The 19,381-nt window shown below is 54.5% G+C and carries 22 protein-coding genes; 15 read left to right on the top strand and 7 right to left on the bottom strand.

Features of this window, described 5'->3' with window-relative positions:
• The 5 genes from GOV53_RS20710 to GOV53_RS20690 all read left to right on the top strand — a co-directional run.
• Nucleotides 1-650, top strand: a 650-nt coding sequence (locus tag GOV53_RS20710) for a hypothetical protein (protein WP_170470294.1), incomplete at its 5' end; no start/stop codon positions are given.
• Nucleotides 634-1,170 carry a hypothetical protein gene (locus GOV53_RS20705; protein ID WP_170470291.1) on the top strand — a complete coding sequence of 179 codons (537 nt, stop codon included), beginning with the start codon at nt 634-636 and terminating at the stop codon, nt 1,168-1,170. The genes GOV53_RS20710 and GOV53_RS20705, both read left to right, overlap by 17 nt.
• Nucleotides 1,171-1,234: 64 nt before the next feature.
• The gene (locus GOV53_RS20700; protein WP_170470289.1) at nt 1,235-1,828 is read left to right on the top strand and encodes an aggregation factor core; all 594 of its coding nucleotides are present in this window, start codon (nt 1,235-1,237) and stop codon (nt 1,826-1,828) included.
• A 13-nt stretch (nt 1,829-1,841) separates the two neighbouring features.
• Nucleotides 1,842-2,294 carry a TspO/MBR family protein gene (locus GOV53_RS20695; RefSeq protein WP_170470286.1) on the top strand — a complete coding sequence of 151 codons (453 nt, stop codon included), beginning with the start codon at nt 1,842-1,844 and terminating at the stop codon, nt 2,292-2,294.
• A gap of 11 nt (nt 2,295-2,305) precedes the next feature.
• Entirely contained in the window at nt 2,306-2,860 is a 555-nt protein-coding gene (locus GOV53_RS20690; RefSeq protein WP_170470283.1) for a CIA30 family protein, read from the top strand.
• 102 nt (nt 2,861-2,962) lie between these two features.
• Here GOV53_RS20690 and GOV53_RS20685 read toward each other — a convergent pair whose 3' ends face one another.
• The 6 genes from GOV53_RS20685 to GOV53_RS20660 form a co-directional block, all read right to left on the bottom strand.
• A complete protein-coding gene (locus GOV53_RS20685) occupies nt 2,963-4,408 on the bottom strand; it encodes a phospholipase D family protein (protein ID WP_367648813.1) in 1,446 nt (481 codons plus the stop codon).
• Nucleotides 4,409-4,733: 325 nt separating this feature from the next.
• Complete coding sequence (locus tag GOV53_RS20680; RefSeq protein ID WP_217361271.1) at nt 4,734-5,183, bottom strand: MarR family winged helix-turn-helix transcriptional regulator; 450 nt, start codon at nt 5,181-5,183, stop codon at nt 4,734-4,736.
• Nucleotides 5,173-6,273 carry an Acg family FMN-binding oxidoreductase gene (locus GOV53_RS20675; RefSeq protein WP_170470277.1) on the bottom strand — a complete coding sequence of 367 codons (1,101 nt, stop codon included), beginning with the start codon at nt 6,271-6,273 and terminating at the stop codon, nt 5,173-5,175. The genes GOV53_RS20680 and GOV53_RS20675 overlap by 11 nt, the downstream gene beginning before the upstream one ends.
• Before the next feature lie 215 nt (nt 6,274-6,488).
• Nucleotides 6,489-7,166: a GntR family transcriptional regulator gene (locus GOV53_RS21575; protein ID WP_170470274.1), complete on the bottom strand. Its 678-nt coding sequence runs from the start codon at nt 7,164-7,166 to the stop codon at nt 6,489-6,491.
• A complete protein-coding gene (locus tag GOV53_RS20665; RefSeq protein WP_170470271.1) occupies nt 7,163-8,194 on the bottom strand; it encodes a Gfo/Idh/MocA family protein in 1,032 nt (343 codons plus the stop codon). The genes GOV53_RS21575 and GOV53_RS20665 overlap by 4 nt, the downstream gene beginning before the upstream one ends.
• A complete protein-coding gene (locus GOV53_RS20660) occupies nt 8,191-9,279 on the bottom strand; it encodes an isocitrate/isopropylmalate dehydrogenase family protein (protein ID WP_170470268.1) in 1,089 nt (362 codons plus the stop codon). Before GOV53_RS20660 ends, GOV53_RS20665 begins: the two co-directional genes overlap by 4 nt.
• Nucleotides 9,280-9,414: 135 nt before the next feature.
• On the opposite strand from GOV53_RS20660, the gene GOV53_RS20655 reads away from it, so the two are divergent.
• From GOV53_RS20655 to GOV53_RS20610, 10 genes are all read left to right on the top strand, one after another.
• Entirely contained in the window at nt 9,415-10,422 is a 1,008-nt protein-coding gene (locus tag GOV53_RS20655; protein WP_170470265.1) for a Bug family tripartite tricarboxylate transporter substrate binding protein, read from the top strand.
• Nucleotides 10,423-10,479: 57 nt separating this feature from the next.
• Nucleotides 10,480-11,229, top strand: coding sequence for a hypothetical protein (locus GOV53_RS20650; RefSeq protein ID WP_170470262.1), 750 nt, complete (start codon nt 10,480-10,482; stop codon nt 11,227-11,229).
• 4 nt (nt 11,230-11,233) lie between these two features.
• Nucleotides 11,234-12,745, top strand: coding sequence for a tripartite tricarboxylate transporter permease (locus GOV53_RS20645; RefSeq protein ID WP_170470259.1), 1,512 nt, complete (start codon nt 11,234-11,236; stop codon nt 12,743-12,745).
• Nucleotides 12,745-13,032, top strand: coding sequence for a putative quinol monooxygenase (locus tag GOV53_RS20640; RefSeq protein WP_170470256.1), 288 nt, complete (start codon nt 12,745-12,747; stop codon nt 13,030-13,032). Before GOV53_RS20645 ends, GOV53_RS20640 begins: the two co-directional genes overlap by 1 nt.
• Nucleotides 13,029-13,826, top strand: a complete 798-nt coding sequence (locus GOV53_RS20635) for an N-acyl homoserine lactonase family protein (protein WP_170470254.1) — start codon at nt 13,029-13,031, stop codon at nt 13,824-13,826. Before GOV53_RS20640 ends, GOV53_RS20635 begins: the two co-directional genes overlap by 4 nt.
• Complete coding sequence (gene otnK, locus GOV53_RS20630) at nt 13,823-15,100, top strand: 3-oxo-tetronate kinase (protein WP_170470251.1); 1,278 nt, start codon at nt 13,823-13,825, stop codon at nt 15,098-15,100. Before GOV53_RS20635 ends, otnK begins: the two co-directional genes overlap by 4 nt.
• Complete coding sequence (gene otnC / locus GOV53_RS20625; protein WP_170470248.1) at nt 15,097-15,738, top strand: 3-oxo-tetronate 4-phosphate decarboxylase; 642 nt, start codon at nt 15,097-15,099, stop codon at nt 15,736-15,738. Before otnK ends, otnC begins: the two co-directional genes overlap by 4 nt.
• A gap of 155 nt (nt 15,739-15,893) precedes the next feature.
• Nucleotides 15,894-16,247 carry a hypothetical protein gene (locus GOV53_RS20620; protein WP_170470245.1) on the top strand — a complete coding sequence of 118 codons (354 nt, stop codon included), beginning with the start codon at nt 15,894-15,896 and terminating at the stop codon, nt 16,245-16,247.
• A gap of 123 nt (nt 16,248-16,370) precedes the next feature.
• Nucleotides 16,371-17,024: a HupE/UreJ family protein gene (locus tag GOV53_RS20615; protein WP_367648815.1), complete on the top strand. Its 654-nt coding sequence runs from the start codon at nt 16,371-16,373 to the stop codon at nt 17,022-17,024.
• A 12-nt stretch (nt 17,025-17,036) separates the two neighbouring features.
• Complete coding sequence (locus GOV53_RS20610; protein WP_170470239.1) at nt 17,037-17,651, top strand: transmembrane anchor protein; 615 nt, start codon at nt 17,037-17,039, stop codon at nt 17,649-17,651.
• Between the two features lie 100 nt (nt 17,652-17,751).
• On the opposite strand, the gene GOV53_RS20605 is transcribed toward GOV53_RS20610, so the two are convergent.
• Complete coding sequence (locus GOV53_RS20605) at nt 17,752-19,293, bottom strand: phospholipase D family protein (protein WP_170470236.1); 1,542 nt, start codon at nt 19,291-19,293, stop codon at nt 17,752-17,754.
• Between the last annotated feature and the right edge of the window lie 88 nt (nt 19,294-19,381).

Genomic DNA, 19,381 nt, shown 5'->3' with positions numbered 1-19,381 from the left:
CACTGGAACTTCAGTGTGACCGTATCCGCTTTGCTCCGGCTGGATACGAGGACAGCCAGGACATTGTGCAGAAGCAAGGGCTTTCCATTCGTTTTTTGAAGAACGGCACCACCGAAGTTGGGGCATTTCAGGTTGGCGCAGAAAACGCTGCCGTGCAGACCGTCGACAACTATCCCGTCGAGATCAGTTTCAATAGTCAGGAGGACTATGGTTTTGTACTGGACCAGCTTGCGGCCAATGCATCGGTTAATCTGTCGATGATTGATCAAGATGTCAGCTACGGAATCTTTGACTTGAAGGGTTCCAGCGCGGCAATTCGGTCCCTTAGTTCCGCATGCGACTCAGATCCTAGCCAAGAGGCCTCCTACGAACCCCCCGAAGGCATCGCCTATTGTGGTGGCGGAGCGATAGAGCGCGTGATCGAACCCGTAATTTTGGACAACCCGGACGGAGAGTGGGACGCGCGAGTAACGGTTAACGGCGAGTTGATCAGAGCCATGACAGCCTACAGCTACTTCGGAAACTCTAAGCCACCGGCCGGATTTGTCATCGCCCTTCTTGGTGAAGACAGGTCCGAATTTCTGATTTTTAGCGAAGGCTCGGCAAACTGGCTTGAATATGGGGACTACAGGTATGATCAGTGCAATTGATACCTCCTGCCAACGAGCTTTCAAAATAGCGCTTCAGATGAAATGTTTGGTCGCCGGGATTGTGCTTGCTTCGGGCTTTGTTTGGACCTCACCAACTGTCGCGGCCGATGTATCGCAACTTCCGCCCGGTTTGCAGGCGAAGGTTGATCTGGCGGCGCGAGCCTGCGCGGACTTCAACGACGGTCAGTTTGACTTAGATTGGGGGGCGGTTGAAAGGGTCGATCTCGACGGAGATTTGCAACGCGACTGGGTTCTGAATGAGTCTGGTTTCGCGTGTTCAAGCGCCGCATCTCTTTATTGCGGAACTGGCGGATGCATGTCGCACTTTTGGATTAGCGAAGAGGTGCACTCCTTGCTCAACCAGGGCTGGACGGTCGTTGGCTTCGGGCGTCAACGCATTGTCATTGCGGATATTCATGGATCCAATTGCGACGGAATAAACCCAACGCCTTGTGTCACGGCCAGTGTCTGGGATGGGAAAACTAAGACTTGGCGCTCGTCTACTAGCGTATGGGAGTAAACTGCGTTTGCGTAGCAGATGTGCCACGGAACACTATTTGATCGATGGGTTCTCTCTGTTATGAATGCCCATGGCCAAATCGTGCAACGTTAAGTCTGATCCAAGAAACGCGCCGGCGCGTATCTATCAGCAACCTTTTAGCAAAGAGATAGATATGCTCCCGACCATCATTCTTGCGGCGACCTTTGGGTTATTCGCTGCCACTTCGCTTCAAGCCGGTGTTCAAATTCGTTTCATAGAAGGCGCACCCAAGGATCGCTTTGTACTGACAAATGTTGGAACTTGCGAAGTCGAAGCTTCGACCCTCAAAATTGACTTGTCGCAATCAACCGGACGTTTGATTTTCGATGTCGCCGAAAATGGCGCGGGCGTAGAGGTTTACCAACCGCTCGAATTTGTTGAGGGTGTTGATGCACTGCGGCAACTTCCTTTGGTCGTGGACGGGCAAAATACAATTGAACTTGAGATCACCTCCCTCGCGATCGGTGACAAACTCGCCTTCACCATCGATGTAGATGATACAATCGGGCAACGCGAAATCACCGTAACCGGGTCCGAGATCGAAGGCGCCACAGTGTCATTTGCCGATGCGGACGAGACCAATACTGCAACCTTCACTTCCGAAGCGCTTGTCAACGTCACGACCAAGGACTGCTGAAAGCTTCCCCACAATGTCGAATTGGTTGATCCGCATAGTATTTCTTGCCTTCGTTATGGGAGGCGGCATCCTGATTGGGATACTGACCGCACCTGGCGATTGGTATGCGCAGCTTTCCAAACCCGTTTTCAACCCACCAAATTGGATTTTTGGGCCGGTTTGGACTGTGCTTTACGTCCTGATCGCCATTACGGGTTGGCGCCAGTTCGAAGCAGACCGAAGCTCGTCTGCCATGAAGCTCTGGTGGGCGCAGATGGGTCTGAACTTTTTGTGGTCCCCAACCTTTTTCGTACTGCAAATGCCGTGGTTGGCCCTTGTGGTCATTGTCGCGTTGCTGATCGTGATCGGCATCTTCATTGCTCGGGTCAAGAACTCGGATCGGGTTTCCGCCCTAGCCTTCTTGCCTTACTTGGCGTGGGTGGCTTTTGCTTCGGCGCTGAACCTTTCCATTGCGATACTGAACTGAGAAGGAACAATATGCGCGCCAAATTCGTTGGGCTTGTTTCAGGTCTTGTTATCATTGGATGCACAATGGTTCAGGCTGATGGAAAACTAACTGAAGACTTCTCCAAATCTCCGGAGGCGCGATGGGACTATGTTGCTGACACCGTCATGGGAGGGGTCTCTTCGGGGCAGGTGCAGTTTCGTTCGGAAGGTGATGTAGCATTCGCGCGGTTGGTCGGAACCGTGAGCACAGAAAACAACGGCGGCTTCATCCAGTTCCGACGCAAATTGCCAGTTAGACCAGATGAGGGTGTATTAGGCGTCAGGTTCGTGGTGCGGGGCAACGGCGAGCAATACTTCGTTCACCTCAGGACACGTGGCACGGTGCTACCTTGGCAATACTATCAGGCCGAGTTCGTAACTTCTGACGCATGGACGGAGGTTTCTTTACCTTTGTCAAACTTTAAGGCTTCAGGTGCCATATTGCGCGCTACTCCCGTCGCTAACGAAATCACCTCAGTCGGGATTGTCGCCTACGGGCGCGATCACGACGCCCGTGTAGATGTCAGCGAGATTGGTTTTTACTGAAGGTGCCTAGGCGATGGCCCGAAATACGTCAGGGTGTTTCCCATTCGGTGTAGCCGCGTGTGCGAGAAGGGCGACACGCCATCAGATTATTTGTCAACAAACCTATAGCTGTGACCCAATTGGTAAAATACTTAGGAAACCGGAAACTATGTGATCCCAAGCTGATCCTGTCGGTTCAGATTGATACTCAAGGACGTTGCCATCATCGCCTCTGGTTGTCCACTTAAGCTGACCAGCTTGCTCAAGCGTCACGTTATATGTGTATGCGGGTAGCGCGTCGTCCAAGGCACCCATAGTCCGTGCGGTCAATGCTGGCGAGTCAATCAGAATTCCCATTTCGGTGTTGATGTTGACAGACCGCGGGTCCCAGTTGAACGACCCTACGAACAAGTATCGGTCATCAACTGCAAATGCCTTGGAGTGTAGGCCTGATCGAGATTGAGCCCAGTTAATGCCCCGGCGTTGGACCTGATAGGCGTCGGGGCGCAGTTCGTAGAGTTCTACTCCACCGCGTAAAAGTGCTCGGCGTTTTTTAGCGTAGTGTGCGTAAACGGGTGCGACGTCGTTAGATGCAAGTGAATTGGTTACAACCTTTACGTCGACGCCACGGCTTTCCAATTCGGTCAACCATTTGACACCGTTGTTGCGCGGCACGAAATAGGCAGAGACGATGTTCACCTCACTGCTGGCATTTTCAAAATACGGAAGCAACTGAGACGCAAGAATGGGGTCTGAATTCTCAAGACCCGCGGCCTTTGATGGCGGATCAGCATAAAGCTTCGCAGGCAGCCAATCCAGTGACAAGGCTCCATCCGCGAAGTTCTCTTGCGCTGATTTTCTGAGGGCAGCGCCGTACTGCGTTTGCTTCGCTTCCTCGACCAGTTCGGTCAACCGGACTCGTGCATCAGCTAGGTCAAATTCCTGCGGTTCTCCAACGACCACACGAGCCGGAACGGCGAATTCGCTGTTCCAGTATGCGTCAAAGCTTTGCGACACCTCGCGTACAACTGGGCCTGCGGCCAGCACATCCAGATCGGCGTAATTCATTTCTTTCCGCGCCAAAAAATACTCGGCACCGATGTTTCTGCCACCCACTATCGTGAACACGTTGTCCGCCGTCATGGACTTGTTGTGCATTCTGCGGTTGATGCGTTTGAAGTCTGTCAGACCCGCGAACAAAAGGCTCTGATCGCGCCAAAACGGATTGAACAGCCTGATTTCAATATTCTCGTGATTGTCCAATGCGGCTGTCATCGCGTCATAGCTGGACGTATCCATGTCATCCAGCAACAATCGGACACGAACACCCCGATCTGCGGCCTGCAATAGACTGGCTGCAAAAAGGTGACCCGTTGGATCGTTGTGCAGAAGGTAGTATTGCGCGTCTATCGTTCGCTCGGCCGCAGCCGCCAACAACAGCCTTGAGACGAGCGCTTCTTCGCCATCACTGATTAGCTTGACGCCTGACCGACCGTCTTTGGGATTCCCAAGGCGATTGGCCGCCTTGCTCAGAGCTTTCCCTGAAGTCGCTGGCAGCGAAGCCGACACCGTCTTTTCATATGTGCGGGTTTTTGGAGCGCAAGCGGCAAGAGACAGCGCGCAACAAACACAAACCACGAACTTCCATCGCGCCATAAGCTTCCTCCAACCCTGTGTCCTAGGTGACTACGCCAGGGCACGCGATTGCAAGCCTGTTCTATGAAGCCTTAGGTTGTTTCGTTTGCTCGTGTTGATTTCGCAAATCCTATGTCATCGGTTGGCGACTTAGACGGAACGCCCAAATTGCTTCGAGGGTCGTCGCCGCTGCCAGTGGGAGCAGATTGCATGGTGTTTTGATTGTTTGAGTTCGTGCTTTGGATGACGCCGGTTCGACTTAGTCCCGTTCTTGGTCCAGCGCTTCGCGTATGAGCATCAGATTCGGCAGCGAACTATGAAACGGATCGGACCCGAGTTCCGACAAAAGTGGATAAAGGGCTTCCGACATTTGTTCCGTACAAACTCTCAAAAACTCCGTGCCTTGCGGCGTCGAACGGGCAATTTTGGAACGCTTGTCATTGGGGTTGGTTTCAAGAGTGATCAGAGCATGGTTTTCAAGGCTGGCGAGCATGTGGGTCATCGAAGTCTTGGGCACTTGAAACGCGTTCGAAAGTTGCAGCGGAGTTTCCCCGTCAGGACGACGAACTAGATGCCCTAGTATCCCAAATTGAGTGGCAGTCATTCGGCCGGGTAAAAACGTTTCCAGCTTGGTCGAGATCAACTGATTGATGATCCCGACCTCGGTGAAGAACCGGTAGACTTCGTTGGTCTCATCTTCAGGCTTCATTCAGAATTCGTGTCTCCAGCGGCCAGCGGGGTGTGGCAATTGGCTCGGGTCCATACCCCAAACGCAGCAACATTTGCACCGTGTGGCCCGGTGACGCAAGAAGCTCATGCGCCAGAGCGTATTCATCGGCCATCTCGGGATATTCCTGAAGGGCTTGACTAACGGGATGCACGCCTAGCCCCATTTCAGTTGTCTTCAAGTAAAAACGCATCAATTGACGCCCGGCATCGAGTTGATCGCTTCGCGTGTTTGTAGCCGTCGTGAGGACTGCGTATTGCGGCGTCGCGTCTAGCATGGCGAAGTAGCCTCGCATGTGTGACTGAGTGCCTGGGTGGTCAACGTTCATCAGGGTCTCGTTGTCCAACAGGCCGGCAAGTCGCAGCGTTTCCAGCATGGGATCACGCAGTTCAATCCCGTCCGGGTTGGCGTTGATTTCTGCTTTCCCGATCCGCATCAGGTCGACGGATTCCTTCAGGGTCTGCGGCGTTCGCATTTCGATTTCGAAGCCGCGTTTCGTAAGGTCTTGAATACGGGCCACCAAATCTTCATCGGTAATCAAAGTTGCATAGTTGCCAAGCGTAGACACTTGATCGGCAGAGAGGCGCTTTTCAGTGTACGGTTCCTTGTTTGAATGTCGTTTGAGGATTTGATCTGAGAGTGGATCGGGCGCTCCGCCGGGAACAAACACTGCTTCTGCGATAGGTCCGTCATCTCCATCGGGCAGTAACGTGACCTCGGTATCAAATCCCTGTGCACCTGCTGCCAGTAGCATCGTCTCAACAAATGCACCGAGACCAATATAGAGCTGGCGGTGGTAAGGATCGGTTTCCGGAAGCTCGCGATCAGGATCACGGTGGATGCGCACCTTGTCTTGCCCAACGAACTCGACCAGCCAAGGTTGCAAGTTGTGTGGATTGGGGGCGAGAATTGCGTAGGACAAAGCAGTCTTGCGTGGGTCGTCATACGGTTTTGGCGTCCACGGAGCCAGTGCGTCATGCGGCGTGCGCGTAGCGAGGAACGCGCCCGCGCCCGTTGCCGCCAGAATTGTGCCGCCGCCTAGAATCTTGAGAAAACGTCTTCGATTTGGCATCTTGAGTCTCCGATAGTACGATATCGAACTAAATTAATGCGAAATCGAACTATTTCAAGCCCATTCGGTGCAGTGATTGGTTGAATGATTTGAAAAAAGAATATTTGAGCCGCTGGACGCAACCGCCGATTATCGCGGTGTACAAGTACTCGGAGCGCCTTTGGTGCCAAAAAGAAGCAGTTGTTTTAGTTGATTAACGACTGGATGCGAGAAGATCAGAGGCTGTTGAGTCGGTGCTTCTCTAGTATCCCGCAAAGCATAGCCTGCGCTTGCAGCCTGTGTTCTCGATGACGTTCACGGGCAACACCCGGTCGACCTTCACTAATCGCTTGAAAAACAACCCGGTGATCTTCATTGGATTTAACGGGTAGGGGCCTGATGAACAACGTCGTTGCGCGTGCGCGGCGCACTTGGTCGCTCATCATGGCAACAATCGCTTCGACCCGTTTGTTGCCGCCCAACCGAACGAGCTCCTGATGAAACAACTCGTCTGCCTCTGCCCAGGCTTCAAGGTCTTCGGCTTCGATGGCTTGGTCCATCTTCGCAATTGATCCAGCGAGTACCGCCAGTTCATCTTCTGAATAGCCCGCCTCGGCAGCGCGCTGTGCCGCGAGACTCTCAAGTTCCGTCAGTATGTCGTAAATCTCACGCATATCATCTGATGAAACAGGCAGTATCCGAACGCCCTTTCGGGGCCGCATTTCCAGCAACCCCTTACTTTCCAACATCAGCGCAGCTTCCCGTATCGGGGTGCGGGACATGCCAAGGGTCTCGGCGAGTTCCGACTCCAGATGGTCAGTTCCGGCCGCAAGTTCGCCAGACAGGATCATCCGCCGCAAATCCCTAACAGCGCGTTGTGTATTGGAAAGAGTTTTTGCGTCCTGATCCTTCACGGTGTCTCCAGGTTGATTTTTCGTCCTTCCGCAGCTGAGAGATAGATATTCTCTTCAATGCGGATCACATCCAAATAGTCTCGAGCCGTGTTTTCCAACGGCGTGCCCAGTAGAAGGCCCGAAATGACGTGACTTTGCAAGGCGTGGACGCAGTCTCCTCCAAATCCATCATGATCGCTCGGGGGTAGAATCTGCTGTCTCTCCTGTTTTCCAAACGCGCGGAGGTCAACGGAACCGTCGCCGTAAAGAACCAGTGATCCTTCCGTTCCTTCGATGAGAGCTTCGCCCATGGTCTGACGCGGGTTTTTGGCGCTGTGGTCAAGGCATCTGTTGCCATCGAACAGAGCTTTCAAACCGTTGGGGTGGTCAAACAGGATGTAACCTGCGTCCTCGCCCGCGATAACGGGGTTAACTTGGCGCAAGTCCGCATAAACTGCGCTGGGCGCATCAAAGAAAAATCGGAATGTGTCTACCCAGTGAACCGCTGTCTCATGAACTAGGAAACGTGGCATTTCCTGAAAGTACGGCTGCCGGTCAAGGTAGGCTCGCGGTCCCTGTCCGTCGCCGGGCCGAAGCCGGAAAGTCGCTTGTAGAGGTGTTCCAATTCGACCCTCGGTCATCGCCACCTTGATTGCACGATACCAAGGCTGAAAGCGAAAATTCTCATGCACGACAATAATTGCACCTACCGCTTCAGCCTCTGAAACGATCTTCTCCGCTTCATTCAGAGACATGCAGAAAGGTTTTTGGCAGATCAGCCATTTTATGCCCGAATGCAGCGCAGTTCGAATAGCGTCGGCTTGCGCCACAGGTGGAAGAATGATGTCCACGAGATCTGGTTTTTCCGCCTCCAGCATTTTTGACAGATCATCGTAAGCGGCCAGTCCTGTTTCTTTCGCCTTGCTGATATCACGGTTGCAGGATGCAACCGGAACCGCTCCGGGCATTCGGGACCAGCTTTCGTAGTGGAACTTGCTGAAATACCCCGCACCCACACACGCGACTCTGATAGCTTCTTGAGTATTCATGCCCGCAATGCTTCCAATACCGATGAGGCTGCGTCCTGCGTTCCGGCGGTGCCACCTAGGTCACGCGTCAGGTTCTGTCCATTCGCAATCACTTTTTCTACGGCTTCACGCAATCGTTCGCCGTCGTTGGACAGGCCTGGGTGATCATGGGTCAAACCCAACCATTCAAGCATCATTGCTGCGGACAGGATCATCGCAAAGGGGTTGGCAATACCCTGTCCTGCAATGTCTGGAGCGGAACCATGGCAGGGTTGGAATACAGCGTGATTCAACCCGATATCCGCTGACGGAGCCAGTCCAAGACCGCCCATCAGACCTGCACCAAGGTCGGAGAGGATGTCTCCGAACATGTTCTCGGTCACCAAGACATCAAACTCCCAAGGTTTTTGGACCATCCACAGTGCGGTGGCATCAACATAAGCATGGTCTGCCTGCAAATCGGGATGGTGGGCGGCTTCTGCATCAAACATCGATCTGAAGAATGCAAAGGCGCGGAATACATTGGCTTTGTCGACACATGTAACCCGTCCCCGGCCACGCCTAGAATCCTTTCGGTTCTGGGCGAGTTCAAACGCGAAACGAAACAGTTTTTCGGACACCTCACGAGTGATCAGCAGGGTCTCACGCGCATCGTGTTCGGTAACTTCACCAGCGCCTTGGGTGAAGAACAGCCCTTCTGTGCTTTCGCGTATCAAGACAAAGTCGATCTCTTTTCCGGGAGGCAGCGCCAAGGGGGTCATTTGTCCACTGCTTACCTTTACTGGCCGTACACCAGCGAAAAGTCCCAGTTGCTTTCGCAGATCAATCTGCGGTGAAATCTCGGTTCCGTCAGGGTATCGAACATCCGGCAAGCCCATTGCCGACAGCAGAATCGCGTCAGCGCTACGTGCGGTTTCGAGTGATCCAGCCGGAAAGGATTCTCCAGTTTTGGCGTAGTGGCCTGCGCCTGCCGGAGCATCTGTAAACACCAGTTCGTAGGAAGGGCTGCCGCGCGAGAGCTGACGCAGGATTTCAAGCGTAGGGGCCATAATTTCAGGGCCGATTCCGTCCCCGTGGAACACTGCCACATCATAACTTTTCTTCATCTTAGCCCGCTTCCTTCCCGTTTCGCATTCATAGCGCGATAGCAGCCTTCACTACAGTCCGTTGACAACGCATTCTTTAATGTATACGCAAATTAATGCAATAATAAACGCAAAGATGTTTGGGAGGACTTGGAGATGAAACTAAAGCTAGGGCGGTTGGCGGCCGCAGCCGTGATGTCGACCGGGATTGCAGGGGCATCTGTTGCGCAGGATTATCCCTATCGTGATATCACCACAGCTGTGGTCTGGGGGGCCGGTGGCGGGACGGATACGATCAACCGAATGATCATGGCCGAGATGGAAAAACATCTTCCGGTTTCGATCAATGTGATCAATCAAACAGGTGGGGTCGCGGGCTCCAACGGCATGGTCTACGTCATGAACCAACCAGACGATGGCTACACATTGGTTGGTCTGTCAGAGTCTAACGTCACCGCTGCCGTGCAGGGTGGTTGGGATAAGAAATTTGATTTTTGGTATCCGTTCATCGTTGGCGGATCACCTGATCTGATCTCGGTTCCGGCAGACAGCCCTTACAATACTCTGGAAGAACTGGTCGACGCTGCGAAAGCTGCTCCTGGGACTATTCCGGCTGCGGCTTCCGGCGCAGGTTCGATCCACCACTTGAACCTTCTGGCCATCGAAAAAGGGTCCGGTGTAGAATTCAAGTTTGTTCCATACAAAGGCTCAGCGCCAGGGCAGGAAGCAGCGATAGCGGGTGAAGTTGCATTGGTTGTGACTTCTCTAGCTGAACAGGCCCCGTTGATCGAAGGCGGTCAACTTAAACCGCTTGCGATGTTGACGCCCGAAGATGCGCAGATTGCAGGGGCAACAGTGCCTTCTGCCTTTGGTATTTATGACGGTCTCGATCAGTATTTGCCGCTCAAGCAGGCCATCGGGTTTGCAGTTCACAGTTCAGCCGGGGACGACGTAAAGGCCGCGCTTGGTGATGCCTTCGAGCAAGCGATTGCCTCCGACACCGTGGCTGAATGGGCCTCTGCAAACAATTATGATGTCGGTGGTCAACACGGCGAAGAAGCTCAAGAGCTGTTTGCGAACCTCGAAGCTACCTTTGCCTATACCTTGCAAGATCTGGGCGCAGCGACCGTCGATCCGGCGTCGCTGGGTATCGAGAAGCCATAATCCGATCACTTTTGAAAGGGCGCGCCTGATCGCGCCCTTTCCGACAAGAGGCAAGCAATGGACAAACCTGACGATACACTGATCATGCGGGCGCGCGATTTCTGGGCATCGATTGGTCTGATAGCAATTTCCACCTTTTTCCTTTGGAAGACGTCGGACATCCCGCTTTGGGGTGAAAACCGCGCAGGTGTAAGTGGATCTGATTGGTACAACTCGGCTGCAATTGTACCGCTGTTCATCTTCGGTGGATTACTTGTTTTGTCCCTCGTCTTGCTGGCTATTTCGATCCGTTCAGGTGGAGCACAAAACGCACTTACGGCTTTGGGGATTGGATGGGACCAGTCGGAAGCCTATCGAGCTTCAACAATAGGCCTGATCCTTTTTGCATATGTCGTGGGGCTCGTTCCCAGAGTGGACTTCATTCTGTGCTCTGGTTTGCTGATTACAGCTTTGACCTACGGGTACTACGGCGGCCATGCTCGGCGTGCGTTGGTGGCCTGCATCGCCGTCGCCGCCGCCGGATTGTACGCGTTCGTCGTGTTTCCTACGCAGGCGGACTGGAATGCACACAGTGATGATTGGTTCACATTGGCCGTTTGGGTCGCGTTGACGCTTTTTCTGCTGACCAAAGCGGCCTCTGAACCCGTTCTGCGGTTCGTGCCACTAATCGCGATATTGGCCCCGCTGATCCTTGTTTGCGCGATGGCGTTTGTTTTCCGGCAGAACGTGCCCGCGCGCGGCGGGCTGATCTTCAAGCAAATCGAATACCACTACTACGTGACGCTTCGTCCGTTATGGAAAGACTGACCGGATGGAATTTATCCTTTCGCAACTGGCTGGATTTGGCTCTGCGCTCGCGGGTCTGGCAGTGGACCCGCTGACCTATCTGTATTTGATTGCATCCGTGTTCCTGGGCATCACGTTCGGCGCATTGCCCGGCCTTACGGCAACCCTGGCCGTGACGATCCTGACGGGCTTCTTCGGCAACAAAATCCCGCTCGACTATTCGCTCGTCGCTTTGCTCGGGGCCTATGTCGGCGCGATCTACGGCGGCTCTTACCCGTCTATTTTGCTGAACATTCCGGGCACGGCAGCCAGCGCGGCGACGGCCATGGATGGCTTCCCTCTGGCCAAAGCGGGTCGAGGGGGCGAAGCACTAGGGCTGACCACGACGGCCAGCTTCATTGGCACAGTTATCGGGACCATCACTCTTTTGATTTTCGTGTGGGCTCTGCTTTTGGTTTCAAAGAACATCGCAAGCCCGGAGAAAGCATTGCTGGCCCTGTTCGGCATTTTGCTTTCTGGCACTTTGATGAGCGAAGACCTGGTGATTAAGGGATGGATCGCCGGTCTGATTGGGCTTGCGATGTCCATGGTGGGCCTCGACCCTCTGTTGTCTGAGCCGCGCTATACTTTCGGTTGGTCTTACCTGATGAGCGGGTTTCAGGTTGTGCCAGTTTTGATGGGGGCCTTTGCCATTCCCCAAATCATTGACGGTTTGAGGCACGTTGAGGCCGGGAAAGTTCTGGCCCTGAAAGGCCGCATTCTTCCGAACCTACGTTCCATCCGACGCTACCTGCCCACCATTGGCCGGTCAGGAGTGATTGGAACTGGGGTAGGAGCGCTTCCTGGCGTCGGCGAAGATGTCGCCGGTTGGGTCAGCTACGGTGTTGGCAAGACCGTTTCTGCCGAGGGCGACAAGTTTGGAAAAGGGTCATTGGAAGGTCTGCTGTGCTCCGAAACAGCAAATAACGCCTGTATTGGCGGCGCGCTAATCCCACTTTTGGTGTTGGGCATTCCTGGCTCACCACCAGCCGCCGCTTTGATGGGGGCTTTCAAGATCAACAATGTGATCCCGGGGCCGACGATTGATCCCGAGATCATTCTGCGCGTGGTTGCGATCTTGGTTCTAGCATCCCTGACAATGTTTCTTATGGGGCTTTTCACCGCTCGGGTATTTATCAAAATCCTTGCCATCCCGCAGACCATCTTCTTGCCCGTCGTTATGGTTCTGACAACAATTGGGTCTTTCAGCGTCGGTGGTGGCATCAATGATCTCTACCTGATGCTTGGCGTCGGTGCTGTTGCCTATTTCATGAACCTAATGAAGTACCCAATCGCGCCGTTGGTGATCGGGGTTATTCTGGGCAGCCTGTTTGACGAAACCTTTCGGCGGTCGCTGTTCTTGTCGGACGGGGATCTTTCGGTCTTCTTTTCCCGACCCGGTGCGGCCACTCTGCTGGTGCTCAACATTGGTCTAATCCTCAGCCAACTGCCCGTTGCGAAGCGCGCTTTCTCACGTCTGAAAGGACTTTCTGTCTGATGTTTGTGGTTACTGTCACCTTCACTCTTAAGCACGGTAACAGAGATATCTTCTTGCCGCTTATGGTCGAAAACGCTTCAACCTCCTTGCGTGAAGAAATCGGATGCCGCCAGTTTGACGTTTGTCTCGGCGACGATCCCGAGACAGTTTTTCTCTATGAGGTTTATGATGACAGCGCGGCGTTCTCTGCCCACCTCGAAAGCGCGCATTTTCAGTCCTTCGAGACGGCAGTGGCTGATATGATCGCCACCAAGGTGGTTCACCAGTATTCCGAGGTCATCCGATGAACGATTGGGAAATCCACGCGGTGAAATACGCGGATCGAAATGCCCGGACGCGCGCTGATAGTTTCATCATCGATGATAATCACGACGCGCCTCATGCGATGGATTATTTCGTTTGGGTGCTCAAACGCGGCAACAAAGTCATTCTGGTCGATACTGGCTACGACTCCGATGAGGCAGCTGCCCGTGGTCGTCCCATTGCGATGGATCCTCGCGAGGCTCTGCGGCCCTTAGGCATTTCGCCGGAAGCGGTGACCGAGGTTATAGTGACCCATCTTCATTATGACCACGCGGGGGGGCTGCATATGTTCCCCAACGCAAAGTTGCATATGCAATCCGCGGAAATGGCCTTCGCTACAGGTCCCTGCATGTGCCATGATCACCTGCGTGCGCCTTTCACGGCTGGACATGTCTGCGAGGTCGTAAAGCGTCTCTATTCGGGCAAAGTCGTGTTCTACGACGGAGAAGCCGAGATTGCAGATGGGATCACGGTGCACTGCATCGGTGGGCATTCGCGCGGGTTGCAATGCGCGCGCGTAAGAACGGCGGCCGGGTGGATGGTACTCGCCTCTGATGCCTCGCATTATTACGAGAATTTCATGGCTCGCAAAGCCTTTCCCATCGTCGTCGACCTGCAAGACATGATGGATGGTTTTGAGACGCTCGAAAAGTTGGCCTCGCACCCTCGACTTATCGTGCCAGGCCATGATCCACTTGTGCGTGAGGTTTTTCCCGTCGGAGCGGCACCGCATATCCATAGGCTGGATCCCGGGCCAATCAGGGACATCAAATTATGAAAATCGGCGTCATAGCGGACGACTTTACCGGTGCGAGTGATATCGCGAACACCTTGGCGAAGGGTGTACAGCCAGAAGGTGGGTTACGAACGGCACAGTTCCCGGGTATTCCAACAACCCCAGCCGACGAGGAGATCGAAGCAGGCGTAGTCTCGCTCAAGAGCCGCACTGCACCTGTCGAGGAAGCTGTCGCAGACAGTCTGAGTGCCTTGCGGTGGCTCGCGGACCAAGGTTGCCAGCAGTTCATCTTCAAATATTGCTCGACCTTTGACTCCACGACGGAAGGAAATATCGGCCCCGTTGCGGAAGCACTGGCCAACGACCTGGGTGCGCAAAAGGTGGTTTTCTGTCCGGCCTTTCCGACAACGGGGCGCACTGTCTATTACGGTCATCTCTTTGTACTCGGTAAGCTGTTGCATGAATCCGGGATGGAAAACCACCCTCTCACTCCGATGACGGATGCCAACATCCGGCGATGGTTGCAGCATCAGACCGAAGAAACGGTCGGGTTGGTGTCAGTTGACACCGTAAAGCAAGGACCGGAGGCGATTTTTGCTGCTTTGCAGAACGCCGACGAACGCTTTGTGATCGGCGATGCGATTTCGGACGAGGATTTGCTGGCCTGGGGTGAGGCTCTGAAGGACGCCAAGCTCGTTACTGGCGGGTCGGGGATAGCATTGGGTTTACCCAGAAACTTCGTCAGAAAAGCTTCGTCCAAAAGAGGTGGCAGTGTGTTTACAGGTGTCACTGGGCCCGCCGCTATCCTTGCCGGGTCGTGCTCGGGTGCAACACGTGGGCAGATTGATGTTCATTCGCAATCCCATCCGTCCTTCGCCATTGATGTGCCAAGTGTCATGTCCGGGGATGTGACCACGCAAACGCTTCTGGATTTCTTCGAAGCGCATCCCGATCAGGCACCGCTCGCATACTCATCGGGAAGCCCGGAGGATGTACGAGCGATCCAAAATCAATTTGGTCAGGAAGCAGTTGCGGACAGGTTGGACAATCTCTTTGCAGATATAGCACGACAACTTGCCAAGACAGGGTACAGGCGTCTTGTGGTGGCAGGAGGAGAGACATCGGGAGCTGTTGCCCAGGCCGTATCTGAGGCACTGGGGTCACCGGCCATGTCAATTGGGCCAGAGATCGACCCGGGCGTGCCTGTCCTGAGCGTGGGAAAACCTGAACCCGTTGCGCTGGCCCTAAAATCTGGAAACTTTGGCGCTCCTGACTTTTTCGCAAAAGCGCTGAGAATGATGGAGTCAGGCAGATGAGTTCTGAAGAACTGGCGCTGCGACGGCAGATGTCGGATCTGTGCGCCTCGCTTTTTGCGCGTGGCTTCTCCGTAGGCACTGCTGGCAATGTTTCTGCCCGTCTGCATGATGGCATCCTTATGACGCCCACCAACTCGACTTTGGGCAATGTTGACCCTGAGCGAATTGCCAAGATTGATTTGGATGGCAACCACGTCTCCGGCGACAAGCCGACCAAGGAAGTCTTTCTGCACCAAGCCTTCTATGAGACGCGGCCAGAAGCTGGCGCTGTGGTGCATTTGCATTCGACCTGGGCCACCGCTCTGTCGTGTCTGGAAGACACCGATCCCAATGACTGTATTCCACCGCTTACACCATACGTGGTCATGCGCGTAGGCACCGTCAAACTGGTTCCATATGTCAAGCCGGGCGACCCGAAGTCTGGTGATTTGATCCGCGAACTGGGCGGCAAGTATCGTGCGGTTCTGTTGGCCAATCACGGTCCCGTCGTCTCGGGAAAGGACCTCTTCTCAGCGGTCTGTGCAGCTGAAGAGTTGGAAGAAACAGCCAAGCTTCTCGCGGCGCTGCGGGGTCTGCCAGCCCGGATGTTGGATGCAGAACAAGTCGCAGAACTCAAAGAAGATTTCGGAAGGATGTAATCCGACACCGAGTTTGGGGGGCAAGCACACTTGAAATTTAGGAGCAAAATCGATAGCAGGAACGTAGCGTTCTAAACGCGCCAACAGACGGCTGTAGTAGAAATTAGAACCGCTACGGCGGTGTAGATGCCGCGACCAACGGGCAGACATATGTGATGAAACAGGCGTACGCGTACATGTTGAGAGCTGGTTTGGCTGTGCTCTGCCTGTCTATGGTTGTGTGGTCCGTGACGCCGTCGTTTTCTCATGCGCCAGCCGTTTTTGAGACGATTCAGGACCATCTTGAAATGGTTGAGGATCACGGTCATTCGCATGGGTTTGAAGAAGACCTGTATTGGGCGATGCATGGCCACAGCCACGATGTGGCGGATCACGACCACAACCAGGCGTTTCTTTCAAATGGCCCCGGTTCTGCGCCCGACGTACACATGGGCGAGGCTCGGTTGATGCCAAGCTCAGTCCGCGGCCCCACCCGTCAGTTCAGAATAGAGAGACCTCCTCGCGCTTGATCGGCACCGCGCATTTCGTGCGCATCACTGATCAATCCAAATTCAAAGCGGAGTTTCCCTATGAAAACCCTCATCGAGGGCGTTAGGCGCTGTTCTAAGCGTCTTGCGTTCTTCATTCTATCCATGCTGCTGATGTCCACCAGCACAGCCCTGGCGCATGACGTGACGCCCGGCGACGCTGGCTACATCCAGGAAATATGGGGGGTGCACATAATCCCCTTCATGTATCTCGGGGCCAAGCACATGGTCACGGGCTATGACCACATCCTGTTCCTGCTGGGCGTTGTCTTTTTCCTCTATCGGTCGAAAGACGTTGCGGTCTACGTAAGTCTTTTTGCCGTGGGCCATTCAATAACGATGCTCGCGGGCGTCTGGTTTGGCTGGGGTATCAGCTCATACATCGTCGACGCCATTATTGGCCTGTCCGTCGTCTACAAGGCGCTCGATAATCTTGGTGCCTATCAGCGGTGGTTCGGCATTCAGCCAAACACCAAGGCGGCGACGTTCATCTTTGGGCTGTTCCACGGCACCGGCTTGGCCACAAAGATCCTGGACTACCAGATCGCGCCAGACGGGCTTTTGCCCAACCTCCTGGCGTTCAACGTCGGCGTCGAGATTGGGCAGCTTCTGGCCCTCGCCGCCATCCTCATCGTCATGGGGTACTGGAGGAAAAGTGCCAAGTTCTTCCAGCAGGCCTACACCGTCAACGTCGTCATGATGACCATCGGTTTCGTGCTGATGGGATACCAAATCACCGGCTATTTCGTGGCCGCATAAGGATAACCACAGATGTTTAATGCAAAAAAACCAAGCCTCGAAGAATTGCCAAGCTCGGCCCAGCTTCTTCGGTCCACGATCATTGCCGCTGTTAGCGCAGTGGCAATTCTTGTCGCCGTCGTTTTGCCTGCGGAATACGGGATCGACCCGACCGGAGCTGGCGGTGTTCTCGGACTAACCGAAATGGGTGAGATCAAGCAGGAACTGGCAGACGAAGTAGAGCAGGACCAACAGCTTCATGGGTCTGATCAGTCTTCGGGCCTGTTGAACGACCTGTTGGGCCTGTTCGTCGGTACCGCATATGCTCAGCAGGCTTGGCAAGATACGATCACTTTCACGCTTGAGCCGGATGAATTCACCGAGGTGAAGCTGGTGATGGATGAAGGTGCGCAAACGCAGTTTGAGTGGATCGCGGACGGCGGACGCATCAACTTTGATCTACACGCGCATGGCGGCGGGCAGTCGCATACCTATGAAAAAGGCCGCGGTGCCACTGAGGGTGCCGGCGAAATGGTCGCGCCCTTCGCGGGAGAGCACGGTTGGTTCTGGCGCAACAGGGATGATGAGGCGGTTACCGTCACACTCAACCTGAATGGCGCTTACACGGAAATCGTGCGCAGCGAGTAAACGCCCCAGCCGCGCATCCAAGATTTGGGTGCGCGGCGTCAAATCCCGGACTTGGGCCATCGCATTCAGTAGTTGCCCTTTATGACCAATGCCAAACCGGTCAAAGCATCCACTCAACCGGCAGCCACCTGACGACCGCCGTGAGGGCGCGCTGGAAGCCGCTGGTTTCAGGATCCGCCGAATGCACGGTGACGGTTCCGTCTGCTTCTTCCTGCAGCCAGATCATCTGACCATCATCGTCGAGTTCTACGCGATAGGAAAATTCCGGTTTACTCAGTTGAGAGGCAAGGGATGCCGCAATCGCTGGGCTTTCGATCAAAAGGCCCATCTCGGTATTGAGCCGTGCGGATCGTGGGTCAAGGTTGTAAGACCCTATGAATATCCGCTCACCGTCGGACCCAAAGACCTTTGCGTGAAGACCCGACGCCGACCCCGCCAGCATCTCGGGCAGGCTTCTTTCGCTGTGTTCCTGTCGCAAGGCGCGAAGCTCCAACAGTTCTACGCCGCTGTTCAGCAGGCCGTCCCGATACCGCATATACGCTGCGTGAACCGGCATAACATCCGTGGCATCCAGCGAGTTGGTCAGGACACGAACCTTCACTCCGGACTTGGCGAGCCCTTCAAGAACTTCTGCGCCACGCTCGCCGGGTATGAAGTAAGCCGAGACCAGGTCCAGTGAAGTTTTTGAACCTTGGGCGAACTCGATCAGTTGTTCGACGATCAGGTCTTCACGTTGAACTTCACCCAAACCCTTTGCCGGGTCGTCGACAAAAAGGGTGACCTCGCTCCAATCGAATTTCAGCTCGCGCGCAGCTATTCGGTCGGCCAGTTCATTGTCACGGATCGCTTGCTGATAGCCTGCGCCAACGGCGGTTTGGCGCGCGGCCTCGGCTTTGGCTTTCAGGCTTTGTTCGATTGGCGGGTCCAAAAAGAGATCAGCGTCATAGGATGAAGCGCTGTTCCAATATGCGTCGAAGGACTGCGAAACCTCATCCACAATCGGGCCGATGGCGATCGCGTCCACGTCGAGGTAGTGCGTCCCGGCCCCGTAGTCGAAGTAGATGTCACCGATGTTACGACCGCCGACAACCGTCGCCACTCCATCCACTGTCATCGACTTGTTATGCATGCGCCTGTTCAGACGGCTGAAATCGAAAGCATAGGACAGGAGTTTGGGGTTCCTAAGTGTAAACGGGTTGAAAATACGCACATGCGCGTTCGGCAGGGCATCGAGCTCGGCAAGCAACTGATCCATTCCCGAGATACCGTTGTCGTCGACCAGCAGCCTGACCCGCACGCCGCGTTCTGCGGCGGCCCTCAACTCGTCAAGAAGCATCAGCCCCGTCACATCGTCCTGCCAGATGTAGTACTGAGCGTCGATTGATGATGTCGCTTCTTTCGCAAGGATGGCACGCGCCGCAAAAGCTGCGCGGCCATTGCCCAATGGTCGTACGCCGTCCAGTCCGGGGTTTCGCTCAAGCGCGTTTTTGATTGTCGCCCCCAAGGGGCCGGACCAATCGGCCTCTTGTTTTGTTACTTCTGCAGAGAAATTTTGCTGGGGGAGTGGAAACGTCCACCTTAACCCGACCACGGCAAGTGCAATAACTGCCGCCACAATAAGGAAACTTCGGATCAGCCGCATTCAGGGTCCTGTGTTCGGTTCATCAAACTGGCCTTTGCACCTAGCTTGACCCAACGCCACGCAGATTTTCAAGAGTGCAAGCCAATGT

This window comes from Ruegeria arenilitoris, assembly GCF_013035315.1.
GTDB classification, from domain to species: domain Bacteria; phylum Pseudomonadota; class Alphaproteobacteria; order Rhodobacterales; family Rhodobacteraceae; genus Ruegeria; species Ruegeria arenilitoris_D.
This window is presented reverse-complemented; position numbering and strand designations above follow the sequence as displayed.

Coding starts and splice junctions, on each gene's coding strand:
- otnC (WP_170470248.1), top strand. CDS start 15,097: ATGAGTTCTGAAGAACTGGCGCTGCGACGGCAGATGTCGGATCTGTGC.
- GOV53_RS20665 (WP_170470271.1), bottom strand. CDS start 8,194: ATGAATACTCAAGAAGCTATCAGAGTCGCGTGTGTGGGTGCGGGGTAT.
- GOV53_RS20690 (WP_170470283.1), top strand. CDS start 2,306: ATGCGCGCCAAATTCGTTGGGCTTGTTTCAGGTCTTGTTATCATTGGA.
- GOV53_RS20695 (WP_170470286.1), top strand. CDS start 1,842: ATGTCGAATTGGTTGATCCGCATAGTATTTCTTGCCTTCGTTATGGGA.
- GOV53_RS20650 (WP_170470262.1), top strand. CDS start 10,480: ATGGACAAACCTGACGATACACTGATCATGCGGGCGCGCGATTTCTGG.
- GOV53_RS20705 (WP_170470291.1), top strand. CDS start 634: ATGATCAGTGCAATTGATACCTCCTGCCAACGAGCTTTCAAAATAGCG.
- GOV53_RS20615 (WP_367648815.1), top strand. CDS start 16,371: ATGCTGCTGATGTCCACCAGCACAGCCCTGGCGCATGACGTGACGCCC.
- GOV53_RS20620 (WP_170470245.1), top strand. CDS start 15,894: ATGAAACAGGCGTACGCGTACATGTTGAGAGCTGGTTTGGCTGTGCTC.
- GOV53_RS20635 (WP_170470254.1), top strand. CDS start 13,029: ATGAACGATTGGGAAATCCACGCGGTGAAATACGCGGATCGAAATGCC.
- GOV53_RS20640 (WP_170470256.1), top strand. CDS start 12,745: ATGTTTGTGGTTACTGTCACCTTCACTCTTAAGCACGGTAACAGAGAT.
- GOV53_RS20605 (WP_170470236.1), bottom strand. CDS start 19,293: ATGCGGCTGATCCGAAGTTTCCTTATTGTGGCGGCAGTTATTGCACTT.
- otnK (WP_170470251.1), top strand. CDS start 13,823: ATGAAAATCGGCGTCATAGCGGACGACTTTACCGGTGCGAGTGATATC.
- GOV53_RS20660 (WP_170470268.1), bottom strand. CDS start 9,279: ATGAAGAAAAGTTATGATGTGGCAGTGTTCCACGGGGACGGAATCGGC.
- GOV53_RS20610 (WP_170470239.1), top strand. CDS start 17,037: ATGTTTAATGCAAAAAAACCAAGCCTCGAAGAATTGCCAAGCTCGGCC.
- GOV53_RS20655 (WP_170470265.1), top strand. CDS start 9,415: ATGAAACTAAAGCTAGGGCGGTTGGCGGCCGCAGCCGTGATGTCGACC.
- GOV53_RS20700 (WP_170470289.1), top strand. CDS start 1,235: ATGCCCATGGCCAAATCGTGCAACGTTAAGTCTGATCCAAGAAACGCG.
- GOV53_RS20675 (WP_170470277.1), bottom strand. CDS start 6,273: ATGCCAAATCGAAGACGTTTTCTCAAGATTCTAGGCGGCGGCACAATT.
- GOV53_RS20645 (WP_170470259.1), top strand. CDS start 11,234: ATGGAATTTATCCTTTCGCAACTGGCTGGATTTGGCTCTGCGCTCGCG.
- GOV53_RS20680 (WP_217361271.1), bottom strand. CDS start 5,183: ATGAAGCCTGAAGATGAGACCAACGAAGTCTACCGGTTCTTCACCGAG.